Here is a 17,412-nt window from a genome sequence, read left to right as displayed (position 1 = left end):
CTCGATCTTCGAGAGGTCGAGGATGTCGTTGATGAGCGTGAGCAGATCCGTGCCCGCGGAGTGGATGTTCTTCGCGAAGTCGATCTGCTTCAGCGTCAGGTTGCCGCCGACGTTGTCGGCGAGCTGCTGGCCGAGGATGAGGATCGAGTTGAGCGGCGTGCGGAGCTCGTGCGACATGTTCGCGAGGAACTCGGACTTGTACTTGCTGGTGAGCGCCAGCTCGGCCGCCTGCTCCTCGAGGGCGCGCCGCGCGTGCTCGACCTCCTTGTTCTTGCGCTCGACCTCCTCGTTCTGCTCCGCGAGCTGCTTGGCCTTGGTGGCGAGCTCCTCGTTGGTCTGCTGGAGCTCGATCTGGCGGGTCTGGAGCTCGGAGGTAAGCTGCTGCGACTGCTGCAGCAGGTTCTCCGTCTTCATCGTCGCCTCGATCGTGTTGAGCACGACGCCGTTGGACTGGGTGTGCTGATCGAGAACCGTGAGTTGCGTGTTCGTGAACTGGCGCAGCGCGGCGAGCTCGATGACGGCCATCGTCTCACCTTCGAAGAGCACCGGGAGCACGAGGATGCTCTCGGGCGACGCGGTGCCGAGGCTCGAGTGGATCTGCGTGTAGTGGGGCGGCACGTCGTTGAGCAAGATGCGCTGCTTCTGCGCCGCCGCCTGTCCGACTAGGCCGACGCCGATGGAGATGCTCTCGGGCTGGTCGGAACGCTGCGCATAACCGGCCAGCAAACTGAGCACCTTCGGCTCCGCCGTCTCCCCGAGCTCCGCGGGCTCGCCGCGTTCCATGTGGTAGAACGCCCCCTGCTGCGCTTCGACGAGCGGCGACAGCTCGGAGAGGAGCATGCGACCGACGGTCACGAGGTCGCGCTGGCCCTGGAGCATGCTCGTGAACTTCGCGAGGTTCGTCTTGAGCCAGTCCTGCTCCTGGTTGCGGTCCGTCGTGGCACGCAGGTTGTCGATCATGGTGTTGACGTTGTCTTTGAGCTCCGCGACCTCGCCGCGGGCGTCGACCTGGATCGACCGCGTGAGGTCGCCCTTGGTCACGGCCGTCGCGACCTCGGCGATCGCGCGGACCTGGTTGGTCAGGTTCGCGGCGAGCAGGTTGACGTTGCGAAGCAGCTCCGTCATGAGCGGGAGCGCGGGGAAGTCGTCCCTCGGCTCGATCCCGCGGGCGAGCCTCAGGACGAGGCCGCAGATCTCGTGGTCCAGCACGAGCTTCTCGAGGCTCTGGCAGCTCTCGAAGTCGAGCATGCCGGGCCCCGACACGCTGTTGATGCCCGAGAGCGCCGCCAGCGTCGCTCCCATGGAGGTCTCGAGCCCGGCCTGGGCGTCGAGGCGCTTGGCGTCGCTGAGGCCGATGTAGGCCTGTGTCGGGAGATGGAGGTGCTTGCCGATCTCATTGTACGCGCAGTCCACCATCTGCGTCTCGACCGCGCCCATCGGGGTGGTCTCGTACCTCACGTCGAACGCCGCGGGGGAGCCGCCGTAGAGGACCGGCGCGCCGGGGCTCGCGAGCTGGGAGATCACGAGACCGCTCAACGTCTCGGCGGTGTGCTGGATCAGCGTCCCCACCAGCGTCACCGGCGCCATGAATCCCGAGAGCGGCATCGAGATCAGCTCGGTGGGGATCCCGAAGCGCGCGCAGTCCACGAGGTTCTGCGACGTGATCTCGCTCCACTTGAGGGGCGACGTGGGACAGCACGAGAAGATCGTCAGCGGCTTTTCACGGAGCGAGTTCTCGTCGCCCCGGACCGCCAGCTGGAAGTCCTTCATCAGCTCGAACGACTCGATCCGGAACGCCCCGGTGACCACCGGCTTCTCGCAGTAGAGGAGGCTCAGGTACAGGCGATAGCTGTCGGACACCGTCTCGTGCACGTCCGCGGGGACGATCGCGGTGCTCGCCGCGTGGATGTCAGAGAGGCCGCTCACGACCTTGAAATGCTCCACGCAGTCCCGGGTCGAGGGGCGGCGGATCTCGCCGGTCGCGGCGTCGAGCACGTGGATGGCCGCCGAGCCCGGCGTGAAATGGACGCGGCGGCCCGAAAGATCGTGGGTCTCTTCGCCCAGGACGTCGTAGAGCTTGAATCCCTTCGGGGCGCTTAAGACCGCCCGATCCACCAGCTCCTCCCGGATGAAGACCCGCTGCGCCGGCCGGTCGACCTTCGCGCCGTGGTCCGAAAGGAGCGACAGCACCCGGGGGTTGTGGACCTCGACGCCGAGCCGCCAGAGAACCTCCCTGGCCTCGGCGAGGATCCGCTCGATCAGCGCGTCGTCCAACAGCCGGAAGATCGGTACCATGCCTCCCCCTACCGCGGCAGGAGCAGGACCTCGTCGGTCCGCGCGATCGTCACGCCCCGCCGCCGCCAGTCGTCGAGCAGCCCGGGCACGGCCTCGGGACGGATCGCCTTCACCGCGTCCTCCACGAGCCACACGTCGAATCGCCCGAGGGTCAGGAAACCCTCGACGGCATACCGGTCGCAGACGTCCAGCGCGACCCCGTACACGACGATCCGCGACGGATCGTACGCGCGCAGCACCGTGCACGAGTTGGGATTCGAGAAGACGTCGAATCTCTGCTTCTCCAGGAAGACCTCGCCCCGGTGGTTGCGGACCTGCGCGGCGAGAGCCGGGGCCGGGACCGGGTTCGACGAAATCCAAATCGGGTTCTGCGCCGCGGTCGCCGCGATCTTCGCGGCGCCCGGTGTCCCGGCGACGCAGTGGGGCGGGTAGGTCTCCCGGAAGTCGGGCCGGTCGGAGATCTCCGGATCATCGGGGGCGTGGCGGTCCACCGACCCTGCTCTCGAGATTCCCGACCGCGTCGCGTGGAGCGTCAGCCTCTCGAGATTGGGAACGATCGTCTCGGCGCCGGGCACGTACAGCGCCCCCGAAGGGTCCATGAAGTCCACCTGGGTGTCCACGTCCCAGAATAACGTCCCCGCCATGGCGCACCTCCGGGATCGATGGCCCCTCATTGTATGCGCGATCAGCATCCGGCGGAGCCTCGGGTTAGACTGGTTGGGCGGGTGGCCGCTCCGCGGAGTCCCCATGAGCGATGCGCATCGAGCCGAACGGCCCCTCGAGGGGCGCCGCGTGGTCGTCACCGGCATCGGGGCGGTGGCGCCGAACGGGGTCGGACGCGAGGTGTTCTGGGGCGCCACGCGGGCCGGGAAGAGCGGGATCCGGCGGATCGCGGGATTCGACGTCTCCTCGTTCCCGACCCGGATCGCGGGGCAGGTGGCCGACTTCGACGTGTCCCGCTTCGTCGAGGGGCGCGACGCGAAGCACCTCCCGCGGGCGACCGTGATGGCCATCGCCGCCGCGGACGAGGCGTGCGAGGACGCGGGCCTGAGCCCTTCCGCGCTGACGATCGAGGAGCGGCGGCGGTTCGCGGTGGTGGTCGGCAGCGGCGGAGCCGGGCTCGAGTTCGCCGAGAACCAGTTTCGCGAGTTCTATCTCGGGAACCCGAAGGGGGTCAGCCTCTACACGATCCCGTCCGCGACCCCGGGCTCCCTCAGCAGCGAGATCTCCATGCGGCACGGCCTCAGGGGACCGAGCCACGTCCTGACCACCGGGTGCACCTCCTCCACGGACGCGCTGGGGCACGCGCTCTCGCTGATCCGCTACGGCCGGGCGGACCTCGCCCTCGCCGGCGGGGCCGACGCCCCCATCAGCCCCGGGATCCTGGCGGGGTTCTGCATCATGAAGATCATGACCCCGTCCTGGAACGACGAGCCCGAGCGCGGCTCCCGTCCCTTCTCGCGCGACCGCGACGGCTTCGTGCTCGGGGAGGGAGCGTTCATGCTCCTCCTCGAGGAGCGCGGGGCCGCGGTGCGGCGCCGGGCGCGGATCTACGGCGAGATCGCCGGCTACGGATCGACCTGCGAGGCGTTCCACCGGGTCCGGCTCGACGAGACCGGCGAGGAGCCGGCCCGCGCCATGACCCTCGCGCTCGAGGACGCCGGCGCCGGCCCGGCGGAGATCGACTACGTCGCCCTGCACGGCACCTCCACGCTGCTGAACGACCGGATCGAGACGCGCGCGGTGAAGCTGGCCCTCGGCGGGCGCGCCGGCGACGTCCCGGCGTCGAGCGTCAAGTCCATGATCGGTCACCCGCAAGGGGCGAGCGGCGCCGCGGGGGTGGCCGCCACGCTCCTCGCCATGCGCGACGCGTTCCTCCCGCCGACCATCAACCGCGAGGCGCCGGACCCCGAGTGCGACCTCGACGTGGTCCCGAACGCCGGCCGTCCCGGACGGATACGGGTCGCGCTCTGCAACTGCATCGGGTTTGGCTCGAAGAACTCGGCCCTGGTCGTCAGGGCCGCCGGGGACGAACCGTGACCGCCCTGAGGAGGAGCGAGAAGCCCGAGCGGATGGACGGCCCGGGCTGCGGCCCCGAGGAGATCGAGGCCGCGCTCCGGGACATCGCCCTCGTCAACCGTCGCCTCGGCGGGGCCCGCACGCTGCTCCGCGCGCTCGATCCTTACGTCCACGCGGTGCCGCCGGGAGGCGTTCTCGACGTCCTGGACGTCGGAACCGGCGGCGCGGATCTCGCGGTGGCGATGGAGTCCCGCGGCCTGAGCAGGGGACGGACCGTCCGGGTGACCGCCGTGGATCGCGATCCCGCGGCGGCACGGGTGGCGGCGAGGACTGCCGCGGCCGCGCGGCACGTCCTCGTCGTCCTCGCCGACGCGCGCGCTCTCCCCTTCGCCGACCGGAGCTTCGACGTCGTCACCGCGTCGATGTTCCTGCACCATTTCGCCGAAGCGGAAGCGGCGGCGCTGCTCGCCTCCTTCGCGAAGGTGGCCCGGCGCGCGGTGATCGTGAACGACCTCGAGCGAGGGGCGCTCCCGTGGGCGTTCATCGCCGTGGCGGCCCGCCTCGCGAGGCGCAGCGCGCTCTTCGTCCACGACGCCCCGCTCTCCGTCCGGCGGGGGTTCACCGTGAGCGAGCTTCGCGCGCTGGCCCGTCGGGCCGGGTCGGACCGCGCGCGGGTCACGCGGCGCTGGCCGTTTCGTCTCGCACTCACGCTGCCCGCGGGCGGATCTCGCCCGTGAAGCCGCTGGACCTGCTCGTGCTCGGAGGGGGACCGGCCGGGGCGGCGATCGCGGCTCTCGCGGCGGAGAGGGGGGCTCGGGTCCTCGTGGCGGACCGCGACCGCTTTCCCCGGGACAAGGTCTGCGGCGAGTTCCTCTCCGTCGAGGGGCAGGGAGTCCTGGAGCGGCTCGGAGTCATGCGCACGCTACTGGCGGCCGGGGCGGTCGGAATCGCCCGATCCACGATCACCTCCCGCGCCGGGCGCGCCGTCGACGCCCCTCTCCCCGACCTGCCCGGGATCGGGCGGGAAGCCCTGGGGGTCTCCCGGCGGCTCCTCGACGCCACGCTCGTCGATCGCGCGCGGGCGCTCGGCGCCATGGTTCGGGAGCGATGCGAGGCCGTCGTGCCGGTCCTCGAGGACGGCCGCGTGGCCGGCGCCCGTCTGCGCGGCGTGGGACGCCGTGACGAGGGGGAGGACGTCGTTGCGGCCCTGGTGATCGGCGCCGACGGTCGCCGGTCCGCGCTCGCCCGCGTCCTGCACCCGTCGCTCGGCGATCCTCCGCGTTGCGGTCCGCGATCCTGGTTCGGGCTCGAGGTCCACCTCGAGGGAGGATCTTCCGCTCCCCGCGACCGCGTCGAGCTCCACCTCTTCGACGGCGGGTACGCGGGGATCGGGCCGGTGGAGGGCGGGCGGGTCGATCTGTGCTTCATGGTCCGGGTGGCGGCCCTCCGCGCGTGCGGCGGATCTCCCGAGCGGGTCGTGCGCGAGCGGATCCTGGCCAACCCCGCCGCGCGGCGATCCCTCGCGGGGACGACGGCGTGTTCTTCCTGGAAGAGCGTGGGGCCGCTCCGATTCGGGCCGCGCCGGCCGACGGCGGCGGGAGCGCTCTTCGTGGGAGACGCGGCAGGAACCATCGACCCGTTCTGCGGCGAGGGGATCTCGAACGCCCTGAAGGGCGCCGAGGTCGCGCTTCCTTTTGCCCTGGACGCGGCGGCCCGCGGCGGTCTCGGGAAGGACGCGGCGCGAGGCTACGAGCGCGCGTGGCGCGCGGCGTTCGTCCCGGTGACCCGCCGGGCACGCGCGATAGGGTTCCTGTTCGGTCACCCTGCCGTGGGTGATGCGGTCATCGCGTTGCTGTCGGGCATCGCCTCTCCCCTCCTCCCACGTCTCGTCGCCGCGACGCGGACGGGGAGATCGGGAGCCCTCGCAGGTTGAACCTCGCGCAGCGACTGCGCTAGTCTTGCACGAGGGAGGGGCCATGGGAAACCGAGCCGCGGACTGGCTCGCGCAAGCGGAACGGGATCTTCAGCAGGCCGCAGGACCTCGTCGAGAAAGGCAAGGTACTGGACAACGCGTACGTCCCCGCGAGAAATCCGAACGGACATCCGGAGGGAGCGCCCTTCGAGCACTACGGCCCGCTCCAGAGCGGTGAGGCGATCCGGTATGCCGGTCAGATCCTTGACTTCGTCCGTTCTCAGATGGCCTGACGGCGCGGCGGTGGACGCCGCGGTGCGCGCCTGGGCTGCCGCGGAGACTCCTCGCCACCCTGGGATTCTGTCCCTCGGCTACTTCGGCTCTTACGCCAGGGGCGACTCCGGGGTCGGCAGCGACCTCGATCTCGTCGCCGTCGTCGGCGCCGCGGATGAGCCCTTCGAGCGCCGGGCACTCTCGTGGGACCTTTACCCCCTGCCCGTCCCGGCCGATCTCCTCGTTTACACGCGGGACGAGTGGAGCCGGATGGCATCCGGCGACAGCAGGTTCGCCCGGACGCTGCGTGCCGAGACCGTTTGGATCTTCGGGACGGTTCCCGGGGCCTGAAGGCGAGCGACGCTCAGCGCCCCTCCCCCTCCAGCCACCTCTCGCAGTCGATCGCGGCCCGGCAGCCGGCTCCCGCCGCGGTGACCGCCTGGCGGTAGACGTGGTCGTGCACGTCTCCCGCGGCGAACACACCGGGGATGTTCGTGTAGGACGAGCTGCCGTGGATCTCGAGGTATCCCTCGGCGTTCATCGGGAGGATCGTCTTGAACAGCGACGTGTTCGGCGTGTGGCCGATGGCGACGAAGAAGCCGGCGCAGGGACGCTCTCCCACGGCGCCCGTCTTCACGTTCCGGACTCGGACGCTCACGACCTTCTGGCCGTCGCCCAGGACCTCGTCCACGACGGAGTCCCAGACGACCTCGACCTTCGGGTTCTTGAGCAGGCGATCGACCATGATCTTCGAGGCGCGGAACGCGTCGCGCCGGTGGACCACGGTGGTGCGGGAGCCGTAGCGCGCCAGGAAGAGCGCCTCCTCCATCGCGGAGTCGCCTCCGCCCACCACCACGATCTCCTTGTCGCGGAAGAAGAACCCGTCGCAGGTCGCGCAGTAGGAGACGCCGCGCCCCGCGTACTCCTTCTCTCCCGGGATCCCGAGGGTGCGCGGCGAGGCGCCGGTCGCCACGATCACCGCGCGCGCGCGCGCCTCACCGTCGTCCGTCCAGACCCCGAACGGGCGCGACGAGAAATCCACCCTGGCCACGTCGCCGGGGAGGAACTTCGTGCCGAATCGCTCGGCCTGTTTGCGGAACAGGTCCATCAGCTCCGGCCCCATGATCCCCTCGGGAAAGCCCGGGTAGTTCTCCACGTCCGTCGTGTTCATGAGCTGGCCGCCCGCCAGGAGCCCCTCCGCGACCACCGGCGAGAGATTCGCTCGGGCGCAGTAGATGGCGGCGGTGAGCCCCGCCGGCCCGGACCCGAGGATCACGACGTCGTTCTGCGTCACCTTCGCCTCCCTCTAGTCGAGCTGCGTGCCCCGCGGGATGACGACGATGCCCCCCGCGGTCACGGTGAAGCGCTCCCGGTCCAATTCCGGGTCCTCCCCGATCACGAACCCGGGCGGGACGCGGACCTCCTTGTCCACGATCGCCCGGCCCACCCGCGCGTAGCGGCCGACCTCGACGCCGTCCATCAGCACGCTCTCCGCGACTTTGGCATACGAGTTCACGCGCACGCCGGGCCCCAGCACCGACCTCTCCACGCGGCCACCGCTGACGATCACCCCGCCGCTCAGGATGGAGTCGAGAGCGAGGCCGATGCGCCCGCCGGGCTCCTCCTGAGCGAACACGGTCTTCGCCGGCGGGAGCTGGTGCGGGACCGTGCGGAGCGGCCAATCCCGGTCGTAGAGGTTGAACACCGGGTCCACCGACACGAGATCCATGCTCGCGGCGTAGTACGCGTCCAGCGTTCCGATGTCCCGCCAGTAGAGCATCTGCTTCCGGTTCTCGTCCACGAACGGGTAGGCGTACACCTTCTCGGAGCCGACCAGGTTCGGCAGGATGTTGTGACCGAAGTCGTGCCGGCTCTCCTGCCGGGCGTCGGTGCACAGGGCGCGTACGAGGCTCTCGGTCTCGAAGCAGTACACCCCCATGTTCACGAGAGCGCGGTCCGGTCGGCCGGGCACCGGGCGCGGATCGGAGGGCTTCTCGGTGAAGGCGACGATTCGCCAGTCCTCGTCCACCTCGATCACGCCGAACGCCGACGCGTCCTCGATCGGAACCTCGACGGCGGCCGCGGTCGCCACCGCCCCCTTGGCCTCGTGCATCTCCAGCATCTTCCGGTAGTCCATCTTGTAGATGTGATCGCCCGACAGGACGATCACGTGCCGGGGCTTCTCCTGCTCGAGCAGGTAGATGTTCTGGTAGACCGCGTCGGCGGTGCCGGCGTACCAGCGCTGCCCGACCCGGAGTTGCGGCGGGACCGTGTAGATCCACTCGCCGAGCTCCGCCGAGAAGATCGGGTCCCACCCCTGCTTGATGTGCCTCTCGAGGCTCCCGGACTTGTACTGGGTCAGGACGAACATCTTCCGCAATCCCGAGTTCAGGCAGTTCGACAGGGTGAAATCGACGATCCGGTAGATCCCGCCGAAGGGCACGGCGGGCTTGCCGCGGTCGCGGGTGAGAGGGTAGAGGCGCTCTCCCTGCCCGCCTGCGAGCACCAGCGCCAGCACGTCCTGCAGGATCACCGACCGTCGGCCCATCGCTCAGTCCCCCTCGTGACGTGGGGAGCCCTTACTTGGGCTCCTCCGCGGGTCCCTCGCCGCCGGAGCGGGCCGCGAGGAGCTCCCGCACCTTGCCTCGGAGCTCGGTGGTGTCCGCGCTCTTGATGATGTAGGCGTCGGCGGCCCAGCTAAGGAAATTGTCCTTGTAGGACGAGTAGGCCGAGTTGAGCACGACCGGGATCTTCGGATGCTTCTCCAGGATCCGGCCCATCGTCTCGAGCCCGTCCATGCCGGGCATCCTGATGTCCAGGACGACCAGGTCGGGCGACCCCGACTCGAGAGCTTCGAGCCCCTCCACGGCGTTCGCGGCGGTGATTACCTCGTACCCCTCCTGCTCCAGGTCGTGCTTGTAGAGCAGTCGTAGGTTCTTCTCGTCCTCAACGACCAGGATTTTCGGCATCGTTCGATTCCTCCTGCGCTGCCGGGAGCCTCAAGTAGACCGTCGTCCCCGAGCCCACCTGGCTGTCGACGTGGATCTCCCCCCGGTGATCGGCGATGATCTGGCTCGCGATGGTGAGTCCGAGCCCCGACCCCGTCGCCTTTGTGGTGAAGAACGGCTCGAAGATCCGCCCGCGCACGTCCGCCGGGATCCCGATGCCCGTGTCCTCCACGGCCAGCTCGATCCCGCCCGGCACCTCCCGCACCCGGAGCGTGAGCGTGCCGCCGTGGGGCATCGCGTGAACGGCGTTCCTCATGACGTTGACCAGGGCCTGGAACATCTGGTTGCGGTCGGCGGCCGCGGGCGCGAGCCCGGACTCCGCGTCCACCCGCCCCACGACCCCCGCGTCGTCCACCTCCCAGCGGAGCAGGTCGAGCGCCTCGGTCGCCAGCTGGGCGAGGTCGACCCGACCGATCCGGGGAACCGCGGGTCGCGAGTAGTCGAGCACCTCCCGCACGATGGTCTCGAGCCGCCGCACCTCGTCCACGATGATCTGGATGGACTCCCGCTTCGTGTCCTGTGGAGGGACCTCGCGGAGGAGGGACCTCGCGAAGCCGCCGATCGCGACCAGAGGGTTCCGGATCTCGTGAACGACCCGGGCCGCCATCTCGCCCACCGCGGAGAGCCGCTCGGTCCGAAGGAGGCGCTCCTGGTTCTCGCGGATCTCCTGGGTCGCTTTCTCGAGGGACGCCACCTGGGTCTCGAGCTCTCCAATCAGCCTCGCCCGCTCGATCGCAAGGCCCGCCTGCATCCCGAGGAGCTCGAGCACGCCCACGTCGTCGTCCTCGATCGGACGGCCGGTGATCGCGTTGTCCGCCAGGAGGAGCCCCACCGGCTTCCCCTCGGCCACGAGGGGGACGGCGACGAAGTCGCCCACTCCCAGCCTCTGCAGGAGCTGGGAGCTCACCGGCCGGCCGTCCGGCATCTCGCGTCCACCCTGGACGCGGACGGTGGACGGCGCGTGCAGCGAGCCGATCAGGAAGTTGTCGCGATCGGCGAGGCGCGCCGTGATTCCCCGGACGATCTCGTTCACCCGGCTGCTGGTCCGCTCGACGAACGGCTCGTACTCACGGAGGAGCTTCCTCAAGCCCGCCTTCGAGCGGGACAGCTCGTCCCAGATCCGGTGGGCATCCTCCGGATCGGACGGGCCGATCGCCACCTTCCCCCGGAGCTCGCCGCGCTTGTCGTCGGCGAGCAGAAGGAAGGCCCGGTTGAATCGAAGCCCCTCTCCGGCGGTCGCGCCGACGAGGATGGTCCGCAGGATCTCGTTCAGCCCCATGGCGGACTGGAGGGCCTCCGCGATCTCCCGGATGATGGAAAGCTGGGCGACGCGCCGCTCGAGGTTGCGCTCGAGGGCTTTCGATCCGGTCAGGTCGAGGACCAGGTAGAACGCTCCCTGGGCCGCACCCTCCGCTCCCGGGATCTCGGTGCGGGTCACCATGACCCGGAGCTGGCGCCCCTCGTGGGTGCGGTGCTGCGCCTCGTATCGGTAGGTGGCGCTCCCCGGCGACGTTTCCGGCGCGTTCGGGACGATCTCCTCGACGATCTCGCTCCACCGCCGTCCGACCGCCTCTTCCCCCGGCCGCCCGTAGAGCGAGGCGGCGCCTCGGTTCCAAGCGCGGACGATGCCGCTCGCGTCCACCAGGACCACGGGGATCGACCAAGCCGCGATCAGGCGGACCAGGTCCATGGTCCCGCCCTGGAAGAACTGCTCGATCCCTTCGGCCCCGCGGATCTCCCGCGCCAGCTCGATCCACCGCCTCTCCGCCAGGCCGGGGACGCGAAGGGGGGCGACGGTCACCTCGAAGATGCGGGGGCGCGGGTCGGCGCCCTGGACCAGCCGCAGCACCCGCCGGAGCGGCCCCTCCTGCGCGCTCAGCTCCAGGAGGCACGGCTCGCACGGCCGACTGCTGCCGGCGAACACCTCGGTGCACGATTTTCCGAGCGCCTCCTCGGCGCGTACCCCGGGTAGCATTCCCGAGGCCCAGACCACCTTCCGGTCGGCGCCGAACACTGCGGCTCCGAGGCGGCCGACCTCCATCACGCGGGCGATCAGGTCCTCGCACGCGACCGGCAGATCCGGAAACTCCCGGTTCATTTCGCCTTCCACATCGCCTCCGGCGGGTTCGGAACGCGAGCGCTCATCGCCTCCGCGTACGCCGCCACGTATTGTCTCGCCGGGCGCTCCCAGGAGAAGTCGGCCGCCATCCCGCGGATCATGAGTCCACGCCAGAGCTTCCGATCGCGAAACGCGCGAGCCGCCCGACGCACGGTCTTGAGCAGCTCCGCCGGCTCGTACGCCCGGAACACGAACCCGTTGGCCCGATCCGGGTCCTCGTCGAGGTCCACCACGGTGTCCCCCAGGCCGCCCACCGCCCGAACCAGCGGCACCGTACCGTAGCGCAGGCTGTACATCTGGTTGAGGCCGCAGGGCTCGTAGCGGGACGGCATCAGGAACATGTCCGAGCCGGCCTCGATCCGATGGGCGATTCCCTCGTCCTGCCCCGAAAGGAACGCGAGACGGCCGGGGTGCTCCGACGCGGTCTCGCGGAGCACCGTCTCGAACCTCGCCTCTCCCGTCCCGAGGATCACGACCTGGATCCCGTCGCGGAGGATCGCGTCGAGCACCGGAACCACGAGGTCGATCCCCTTCTGGGACACGAGGCGCGTGACCATGCCCACGAGGGGAACCCCGCGGGCGGGCGGCTCGAGACCGGTCTCCTCGAGCAGCGCGGCCTTGACCTTCCCCTTGCTCGCGAGGCGGTGAGGGTCGTAGCGGAACGGTAAGTGAGAATCCGTCGCGGGATTCCAGGCTTCGACATCGATCCCGTTCAGGATCCCGCGAAGGCGTCCGGCTCTCGCGGCCAGAACCCCCTCGAGCCCGGCCCCGAACTCCGGCCCGCTTCGGATCTCCACGGCGTAGCGCGGGGAGACCGTGGTCAAGAGGTCCGCCGACTCGAGACCGAGCTTCATCAGGTTGACCCGGCCATGGTACTCGAGAGGGCCGGCCGGGAAATCGAGGCCCTCTGGGAGCCCCGAGTCCTCGATCCAGGACCGCGGCTCGATCCCCTGGTATCCGAGGTTGTGCGCGGTGAAGACCGTGGCGGGACGCCGGTCGCGGACCGGCGGCCCCCACCGGATCAGTGCGGGGAGCAGGGCCGCCTGGTGGTCGTGGGCGTGGACGACGTCGGGCACGAAGCCGTTGTCGCCGATCTCCGCGTGGATCGCCCGGCAGAAGAGCGCCCAGCGCAGCCCGTTGTCCGGGTAACCCATCCGGGTGGCCGGGTCCACGTAGATCCCGGGACGCCGGAACAGCTCGTGGGCGAACAGGAGCACGGGCGACGGGAGCGCCCCTCCCTCGCACCGCGAGACGATCACCGCCGTGCGCCCCTTGGCCAGGCGCACCGCGACCTCGGTGCGGTTCACCTCGTGGGCGCCCGCCGGGAGCGCGGCTTCGACCTCCGGGAAGCGCGGCAGGGCGCAGCGGACCTCGTGCCCGAGAGCGCAGAGCGCGCGGGAGAGCGATCCCACCATGTCGGCGAGCCCGCCGACCTTGGCCAGCGGCCACAGCTCCGTGGAGGCCATCAGGATGCGCACGCGCTCCCTCAGAGGATCGCCTCGCGGAGGAACGCGGCGGCCTCCTCCGGTGCGGTCGGGTTGATGTAGAAGCCGCTCCCCCACTCGAACCCCGCGACCCGGGTCAGCCGCGGGAGGACCTCGATGTGCCAGTGGAAGTCCAGCGGCAGGGTATCCCAGTAGTTCCTGCGGCGGACCAGCGTCTCGGTGTTGGGGGCGGTGTGGAGCATGAAGTTGTACGGCGGGTCGCGGAGCACCCCCTTGAGCCGCGCCAGGAGGTCTTGCAGGCAGCGGGAAAGCGCCGCGAGCACCGGCCCCGGCTCCTCGGCGAACGAATGGCAGTGGCGCCTGGGGATGATCAGCATCTCGAACGGGAACCGGGAAGCGTACGGAGCGAACGCCGCGAAGTGCTCGTCCAGGATCACGATGCGCTCCCGCGTCTCGATCTCCTGCAGCATGAGGTCGCAGTAGATGCAGCGCTCTTTCAGGTGGTAGTGCTGGCGGGCCGACTCGAGCTCCACCGAGATCGCCCTGGGCGTGACCGGGGTCGCGATGATCTGAAGGTGGGGATGCGGAAGCGCGGCCCCTGCCGCCGCGCCGTGGTTCTTGAACAGGAGGGAGTACTTGAATCGACCGTCCCGCATCAAGTCCCGGAGCCGGTCCTGGCAGAGCGCGAGAACCTTCTCGATCTGGACGGGCTCCATGTCCGCGAGGTGCAGGTCGTGCCGCGGCGTCTCCACGATCACCTCGTGGGCGCCGATCCCGCGCATCCGGTCGTACATCCCGACGGCGCGCCGATCAAGATCACCCTCGATCGTCAGGGCCGGGTACTTGTTCGGGAAGACCCGCGCCTCCCACCCCGGCCCGTTGGGAGGCGAGCCGTGCGGGCGGATCGCGGTGATCTCCGGCGGGGTCTTGTCCTCCCTCCCAGGGCAGAACGGGCAGAACTTCGGCTCGGGGAAGGGCTCCCGCGGCGAGAGGAAGTCCTCGGGCCTGCGGCTCCGCTCCGTCGCGATGATCACCCACCGCCGCGAGAGGGGGTCGTGTCTCAGTTCCGACATCGCTCGTCCTTTCCGGTGCGACGGCGCCCGCCGCGGGCTAGCCGAAGAATACGCTCGCGAGATCCAGGAGCGACGCGTCCACGGTCCTGAGCCGTGCGACCGCGTCCGCCAGGGGAACGGGCTCGAACCGCCCGCCCCTGAGCGCCGCCATCATGCCGAACTTCCCCTCGTCGACCATGTCGGCCGCGAGGACTCCGTAGCGGGTCGCAAGCCACCGGTCGTACGCGGTCGGGGTGCCGCCGCGCTGCACGTGGCCGAGCGCGACCGAGCGGGTCTCGAAGCCGGTGCGCCTCTCGATCTCCTTCGCGAGCCGCTCGCCGATCCCGCCCAGGAGCACGTGGCCGAAGGCGTCCTTGTCGACCTCCTTGGTCACGGCTCCCTCGGGGAGGACCGCGCCCTCGGCGGCGACGATGATGCTGAAGTTCTTGCCGCGCGCCCGCCGGCTCAGGATCGCGCCACACACCGCCTCGACGTCGACCGCCCGCTCCGGGACCAGGATGTAGTCCGCGCCGCCGGCCAGGCCCGTGTGGAGCGCGATCCAGCCGGCGTGCCGTCCCATCACCTCGAGGACGATGGTCCGGTCGTGGGACTCGGCGGTGGTGTGGAGCCGGTCCACGGCCTCGACCGCGATGGACACGGCGGTGTCGAATCCGAACGTGACGTCGGTCCCCGACAGATCGTTGTCGATGGTCTTCGGGACGCCGACCACGGGGCGGCCGGCCGAGGCCAGCCGCGCGGCCACCCCCAGCGTGTCCTCGCCGCCGACGGCGACGAGCGCGTCGAGGCCGAGGGCCCCGAAGTTCTCCTCCACCTTGCTCACGTCCTCCGGCCTCTTGAACGGGTTGGTGCGGCTCGTCCCCAGGATCGTGCCGCCGCGATGGAGGATCCCCGACGTGGCGGCCAGGGTCAGCTCGACCCGGTCGCCCTCGATCATCCCCTTCCAGCCCTTGCGGATGCCGAGCACGCGCTGGCCGCGGGACGCGGCCCGCCTCACCACCGCCCGGATCACCGCGTTCAGGCCGGGGCAGTCCCCGCCCCCGGTCAGGATGCCGATCGTCTTCATCGCGTCGCTCCTCCTAGAGAATCCAGTCGAATTGCGAGGGGTCGTCCGCCGCGGCCGGGATCGTCAGGCTCCCCTCGGCGGGAACGCGTTGCGATCCTCCTTGCCCCTTCTCGACCTCCACTTGAAACCGCAGCGCCTCGCCCGGGCCCGCGAGCATCGCGACCGGCACGGCCGCCTCGACGATCCGGTCCACCGCGACCCGCACCTCGCCGGCCCTTCCCTCGCCGCGCTCGGGGAGGGGGACACGTACGGTCCGCTCGGGCTCGCCGGGAACGCGCACGATCAGCACGCCGCCGCCCAGGCTCGCCGAAGCCGGCGCATCGAAAGGATCGAGCCTCAGGAAGAGGCACGCGTCGTCCCGCCCGAAGCGCACTTCCCGAACGAGCCGCGTCGCCGACTGCATCGCTCCCGACGCCGCCGCGGCGCGGCCCGCCGGGAGCCACTCGAAGTAGTCGGTGACCCGACCGTCCACGCTCGCCCGGACCGGGCCGGTGGGAGGCACGAACCCCCGCGCCGTGCTCCTGCGGATCGGCTCGGTCAGGACCGCGGGGGGCTCGAGCCCCGCGAAGCGGTGCGCGGCGCGGAGCTTCCGCCGGAACCCCGCGTCGAACTCCGCCGCGTGCGGCGTCGGGTGGTCGTCGCCGAACCACCAGAACCAATCGCTCCCTTCGGCGGCGAACACCGCTCGCCACGCCGGATCGGCGAAGCTCGGCGCCCCCCGCGCCTTCGCGATCGCCTCGCGCGTCTCCGCCAGAAGCTCCCAGGCCCGGTTCTTCTCCGGGTGGCCGATCCACGTGGCGAGGTTCCGCCCGATCCAGGAGCCGGCGACGACCCGCGGCAGCGTCCTGGCCGCCGCCGGGTCGGCCGCGTCCCGGGCCGCCAGGGTGACGACGCCCGGGTCGGACTCGAGCGCGGCGTAGAGCGAGTCGAGGAACACCTGTCCGTTGTCGGGGTAGTACTCCCAGGCGTTCTCGCCGTCGAGGATCACCGAGACCGTGTACGGCCCCTCCTCCGGCGGGAGCGCCGCGCGCAAGTGGTGGAGCCGCCGGATGAAGTCTTCGACCGCGGTCGCCGCCGACCAGGCCGAGTACACGAAGCCGATCCGGTCCGACAGGTCGTGATCGCGGAAGAGCAGCACCGGCCCGCGCCCGTGCTTCCAGGGGCGATAGAGGAGCGTTCCGCGCCTCACCTCCGCGCGATCCGCCGGGACCGACTCTCCCAGCGACCCGAACAGGACGTCCTCGTCGCTCGCGGCCCACCGGTAGCCAGCGTCGGCCATGAGGCCGAGCGAAGCTTCCGAGATCGATCCCTCAGAAGGCCAGCCACCGGCGGCGCGCCGCCCGAACCCCTTCTCGAAAGCCCCGAGGGCCTGCTCGAGCTGGAGCCGAGCGTCCTCGGCGTGCCGGAACGCCGCGGCCGGCAACCGGATCCCCGGCAGCGCCTCCCGCGCCGAGTCGAGCCCGCACAGGAGCGGCAGGATCGGGTGGTAGTAAGGGGTGACCGAGAACTCCACGTTCCCCGCCTCCAGTAGGCGTTTCCACCGGGGCAGCACGTCCCTGAGGAAATCGCGCTGGATCGTGAGCAGGGTCCTCTTCTCGTCCTCGGTGTAGCGCTGGCCCTTGTCCCGGAGCGCGCGCACCCGCGGATCGGCCCTCAGGATCGGCCCGCACCAGACCAGATGGAAGAGCACCTGCATGTCGCGGATCGCGGCCTCGTCGAACCGGTCCACGACCGCGGCGGGAAGGTCCTCGATCCCGTAGTCGCCGCGAAGGGCCGAGAGCTCCATGACCCGCCTCAAGCCCTTGGCCATCGTGTCCCGGTTGAAGGAGAAGAACTGGCTGACCACGAACCGCCGCTCGTCGGGGGAGAGCGACGACGCGGGACGCTCGGCGATCGCCAGGAAGGGGTCGGGAGGGGCGGTGCCGTCGGCGATGTCGCGGATCTGGTCGAGGAGCGACGGCACCACGTTGACCGTCGCCCGGACGCCGGGATGCCGGACCAGGTGCTCGGTGACGTCCACGTAGTCCTTGAGGGCGTGGAGGCGGGTCCACGGCATCGCCGCGGCGCCCGTCAGGCTGTCCGTGTAATCCGGCTGGTGGAAGTGCCAGAGGAGCACCAGCCGGATCGGTGGTCGATCGGAAGACATCAACGGCGACCTTTCTGCCCAGAAGAAGCGCGATTATACTCCGGCGAAGCGGCGGCAAC

The 17,412-nt window shown here is 70.5% G+C and carries 14 protein-coding genes; 4 read left to right on the top strand and 10 right to left on the bottom strand.

Features of this window, described 5'->3' with window-relative positions; all coding sequences use genetic code 11:
- Together LAO51_05515 and LAO51_05510 are read right to left on the bottom strand one after the other, a co-directional pair.
- Positions 1–2,295 (bottom strand): trimethylamine methyltransferase family protein (locus LAO51_05515; GenBank protein ID MBZ5638204.1); only part of this gene is annotated, 2,295 nt, incomplete at its 3' end.
- An 8-nt stretch (positions 2,296–2,303) separates the two neighbouring features.
- Positions 2,304–2,939, bottom strand: coding sequence for an isochorismatase family protein (locus LAO51_05510; protein MBZ5638203.1), 636 nt, complete (start codon positions 2,937–2,939; stop codon positions 2,304–2,306).
- A gap of 103 nt (positions 2,940–3,042) precedes the next feature.
- Between LAO51_05510 and LAO51_05505 the strand changes: the two genes are divergently transcribed.
- The 4 genes from LAO51_05505 to LAO51_05490 all read left to right on the top strand — a co-directional run bounded on the left by LAO51_05505 (position 3,043) and on the right by LAO51_05490 (position 6,850).
- A complete protein-coding gene (locus tag LAO51_05505; protein ID MBZ5638202.1) occupies positions 3,043–4,335 on the top strand; it encodes a beta-ketoacyl-[acyl-carrier-protein] synthase family protein in 1,293 nt (430 codons plus the stop codon).
- Positions 4,332–5,051, top strand: coding sequence for a methyltransferase domain-containing protein (locus LAO51_05500; GenBank protein ID MBZ5638201.1), 720 nt, complete (start codon positions 4,332–4,334; stop codon positions 5,049–5,051). Before LAO51_05505 ends, LAO51_05500 begins: the two co-directional genes overlap by 4 nt.
- A complete protein-coding gene (locus LAO51_05495; GenBank protein ID MBZ5638200.1) occupies positions 5,048–6,247 on the top strand; it encodes an FAD-dependent monooxygenase in 1,200 nt (399 codons plus the stop codon). The genes LAO51_05500 and LAO51_05495 overlap by 4 nt, the downstream gene beginning before the upstream one ends.
- A 228-nt stretch (positions 6,248–6,475) precedes the next feature.
- Complete coding sequence (locus LAO51_05490) at positions 6,476–6,850, top strand: nucleotidyltransferase domain-containing protein (GenBank protein ID MBZ5638199.1); 375 nt, start codon at positions 6,476–6,478, stop codon at positions 6,848–6,850.
- Between the two features lie 13 nt (positions 6,851–6,863).
- Here LAO51_05490 and trxB read toward each other — a convergent pair whose 3' ends face one another.
- The 8 genes from trxB to LAO51_05450 are packed head-to-tail and all read right to left on the bottom strand — an operon-like array spanning position 6,864 to position 17,353.
- Entirely contained in the window at positions 6,864–7,793 is a 930-nt protein-coding gene (gene trxB / locus LAO51_05485; GenBank protein ID MBZ5638198.1) for a thioredoxin-disulfide reductase, read from the bottom strand.
- 12 nt (positions 7,794–7,805) lie between these two features.
- The gene (gene glgC, locus LAO51_05480; protein MBZ5638197.1) at positions 7,806–9,047 is read right to left on the bottom strand and encodes a glucose-1-phosphate adenylyltransferase; all 1,242 of its coding nucleotides are present in this window, start codon (positions 9,045–9,047) and stop codon (positions 7,806–7,808) included.
- Positions 9,048–9,078: 31 nt separating this feature from the next.
- Positions 9,079–9,468 carry a response regulator gene (locus tag LAO51_05475; GenBank protein MBZ5638196.1) on the bottom strand — a complete coding sequence of 130 codons (390 nt, stop codon included), beginning with the start codon at positions 9,466–9,468 and terminating at the stop codon, positions 9,079–9,081.
- Positions 9,446–11,605 (bottom strand): PAS domain-containing protein, encoded by a 2,160-nt coding sequence (locus LAO51_05470; protein ID MBZ5638195.1) that lies wholly within the window; start codon positions 11,603–11,605, stop codon positions 9,446–9,448. Before LAO51_05470 ends, LAO51_05475 begins: the two co-directional genes overlap by 23 nt.
- Positions 11,602–13,104 (bottom strand): glycogen synthase, encoded by a 1,503-nt coding sequence (locus tag LAO51_05465; GenBank protein MBZ5638194.1) that lies wholly within the window; start codon positions 13,102–13,104, stop codon positions 11,602–11,604. The genes LAO51_05470 and LAO51_05465 overlap by 4 nt, the downstream gene beginning before the upstream one ends.
- Positions 13,105–13,112: 8 nt before the next feature.
- Positions 13,113–14,144 (bottom strand): DUF4931 domain-containing protein, encoded by a 1,032-nt coding sequence (locus tag LAO51_05460; GenBank protein ID MBZ5638193.1) that lies wholly within the window; start codon positions 14,142–14,144, stop codon positions 13,113–13,115.
- A 37-nt stretch (positions 14,145–14,181) separates the two neighbouring features.
- On the bottom strand, positions 14,182–15,207 hold the full coding sequence (locus LAO51_05455; GenBank protein ID MBZ5638192.1) for a 6-phosphofructokinase: 1,026 nt from the start codon (positions 15,205–15,207) through the stop codon (positions 14,182–14,184).
- Between the two features lie 13 nt (positions 15,208–15,220).
- Entirely contained in the window at positions 15,221–17,353 is a 2,133-nt protein-coding gene (locus LAO51_05450) for a glycoside hydrolase (GenBank protein MBZ5638191.1), read from the bottom strand.
- Between the last annotated feature and the right edge of the window lie 59 nt (positions 17,354–17,412).

This window comes from Terriglobia bacterium (genome assembly GCA_020073205.1).
GTDB lineage: Bacteria > Acidobacteriota > Polarisedimenticolia > Polarisedimenticolales > JAIQFR01 > JAIQFR01.
Note: the sequence above shows the minus strand (reverse complement) of the source record. Positions and strands in the feature narration are given on the sequence as shown.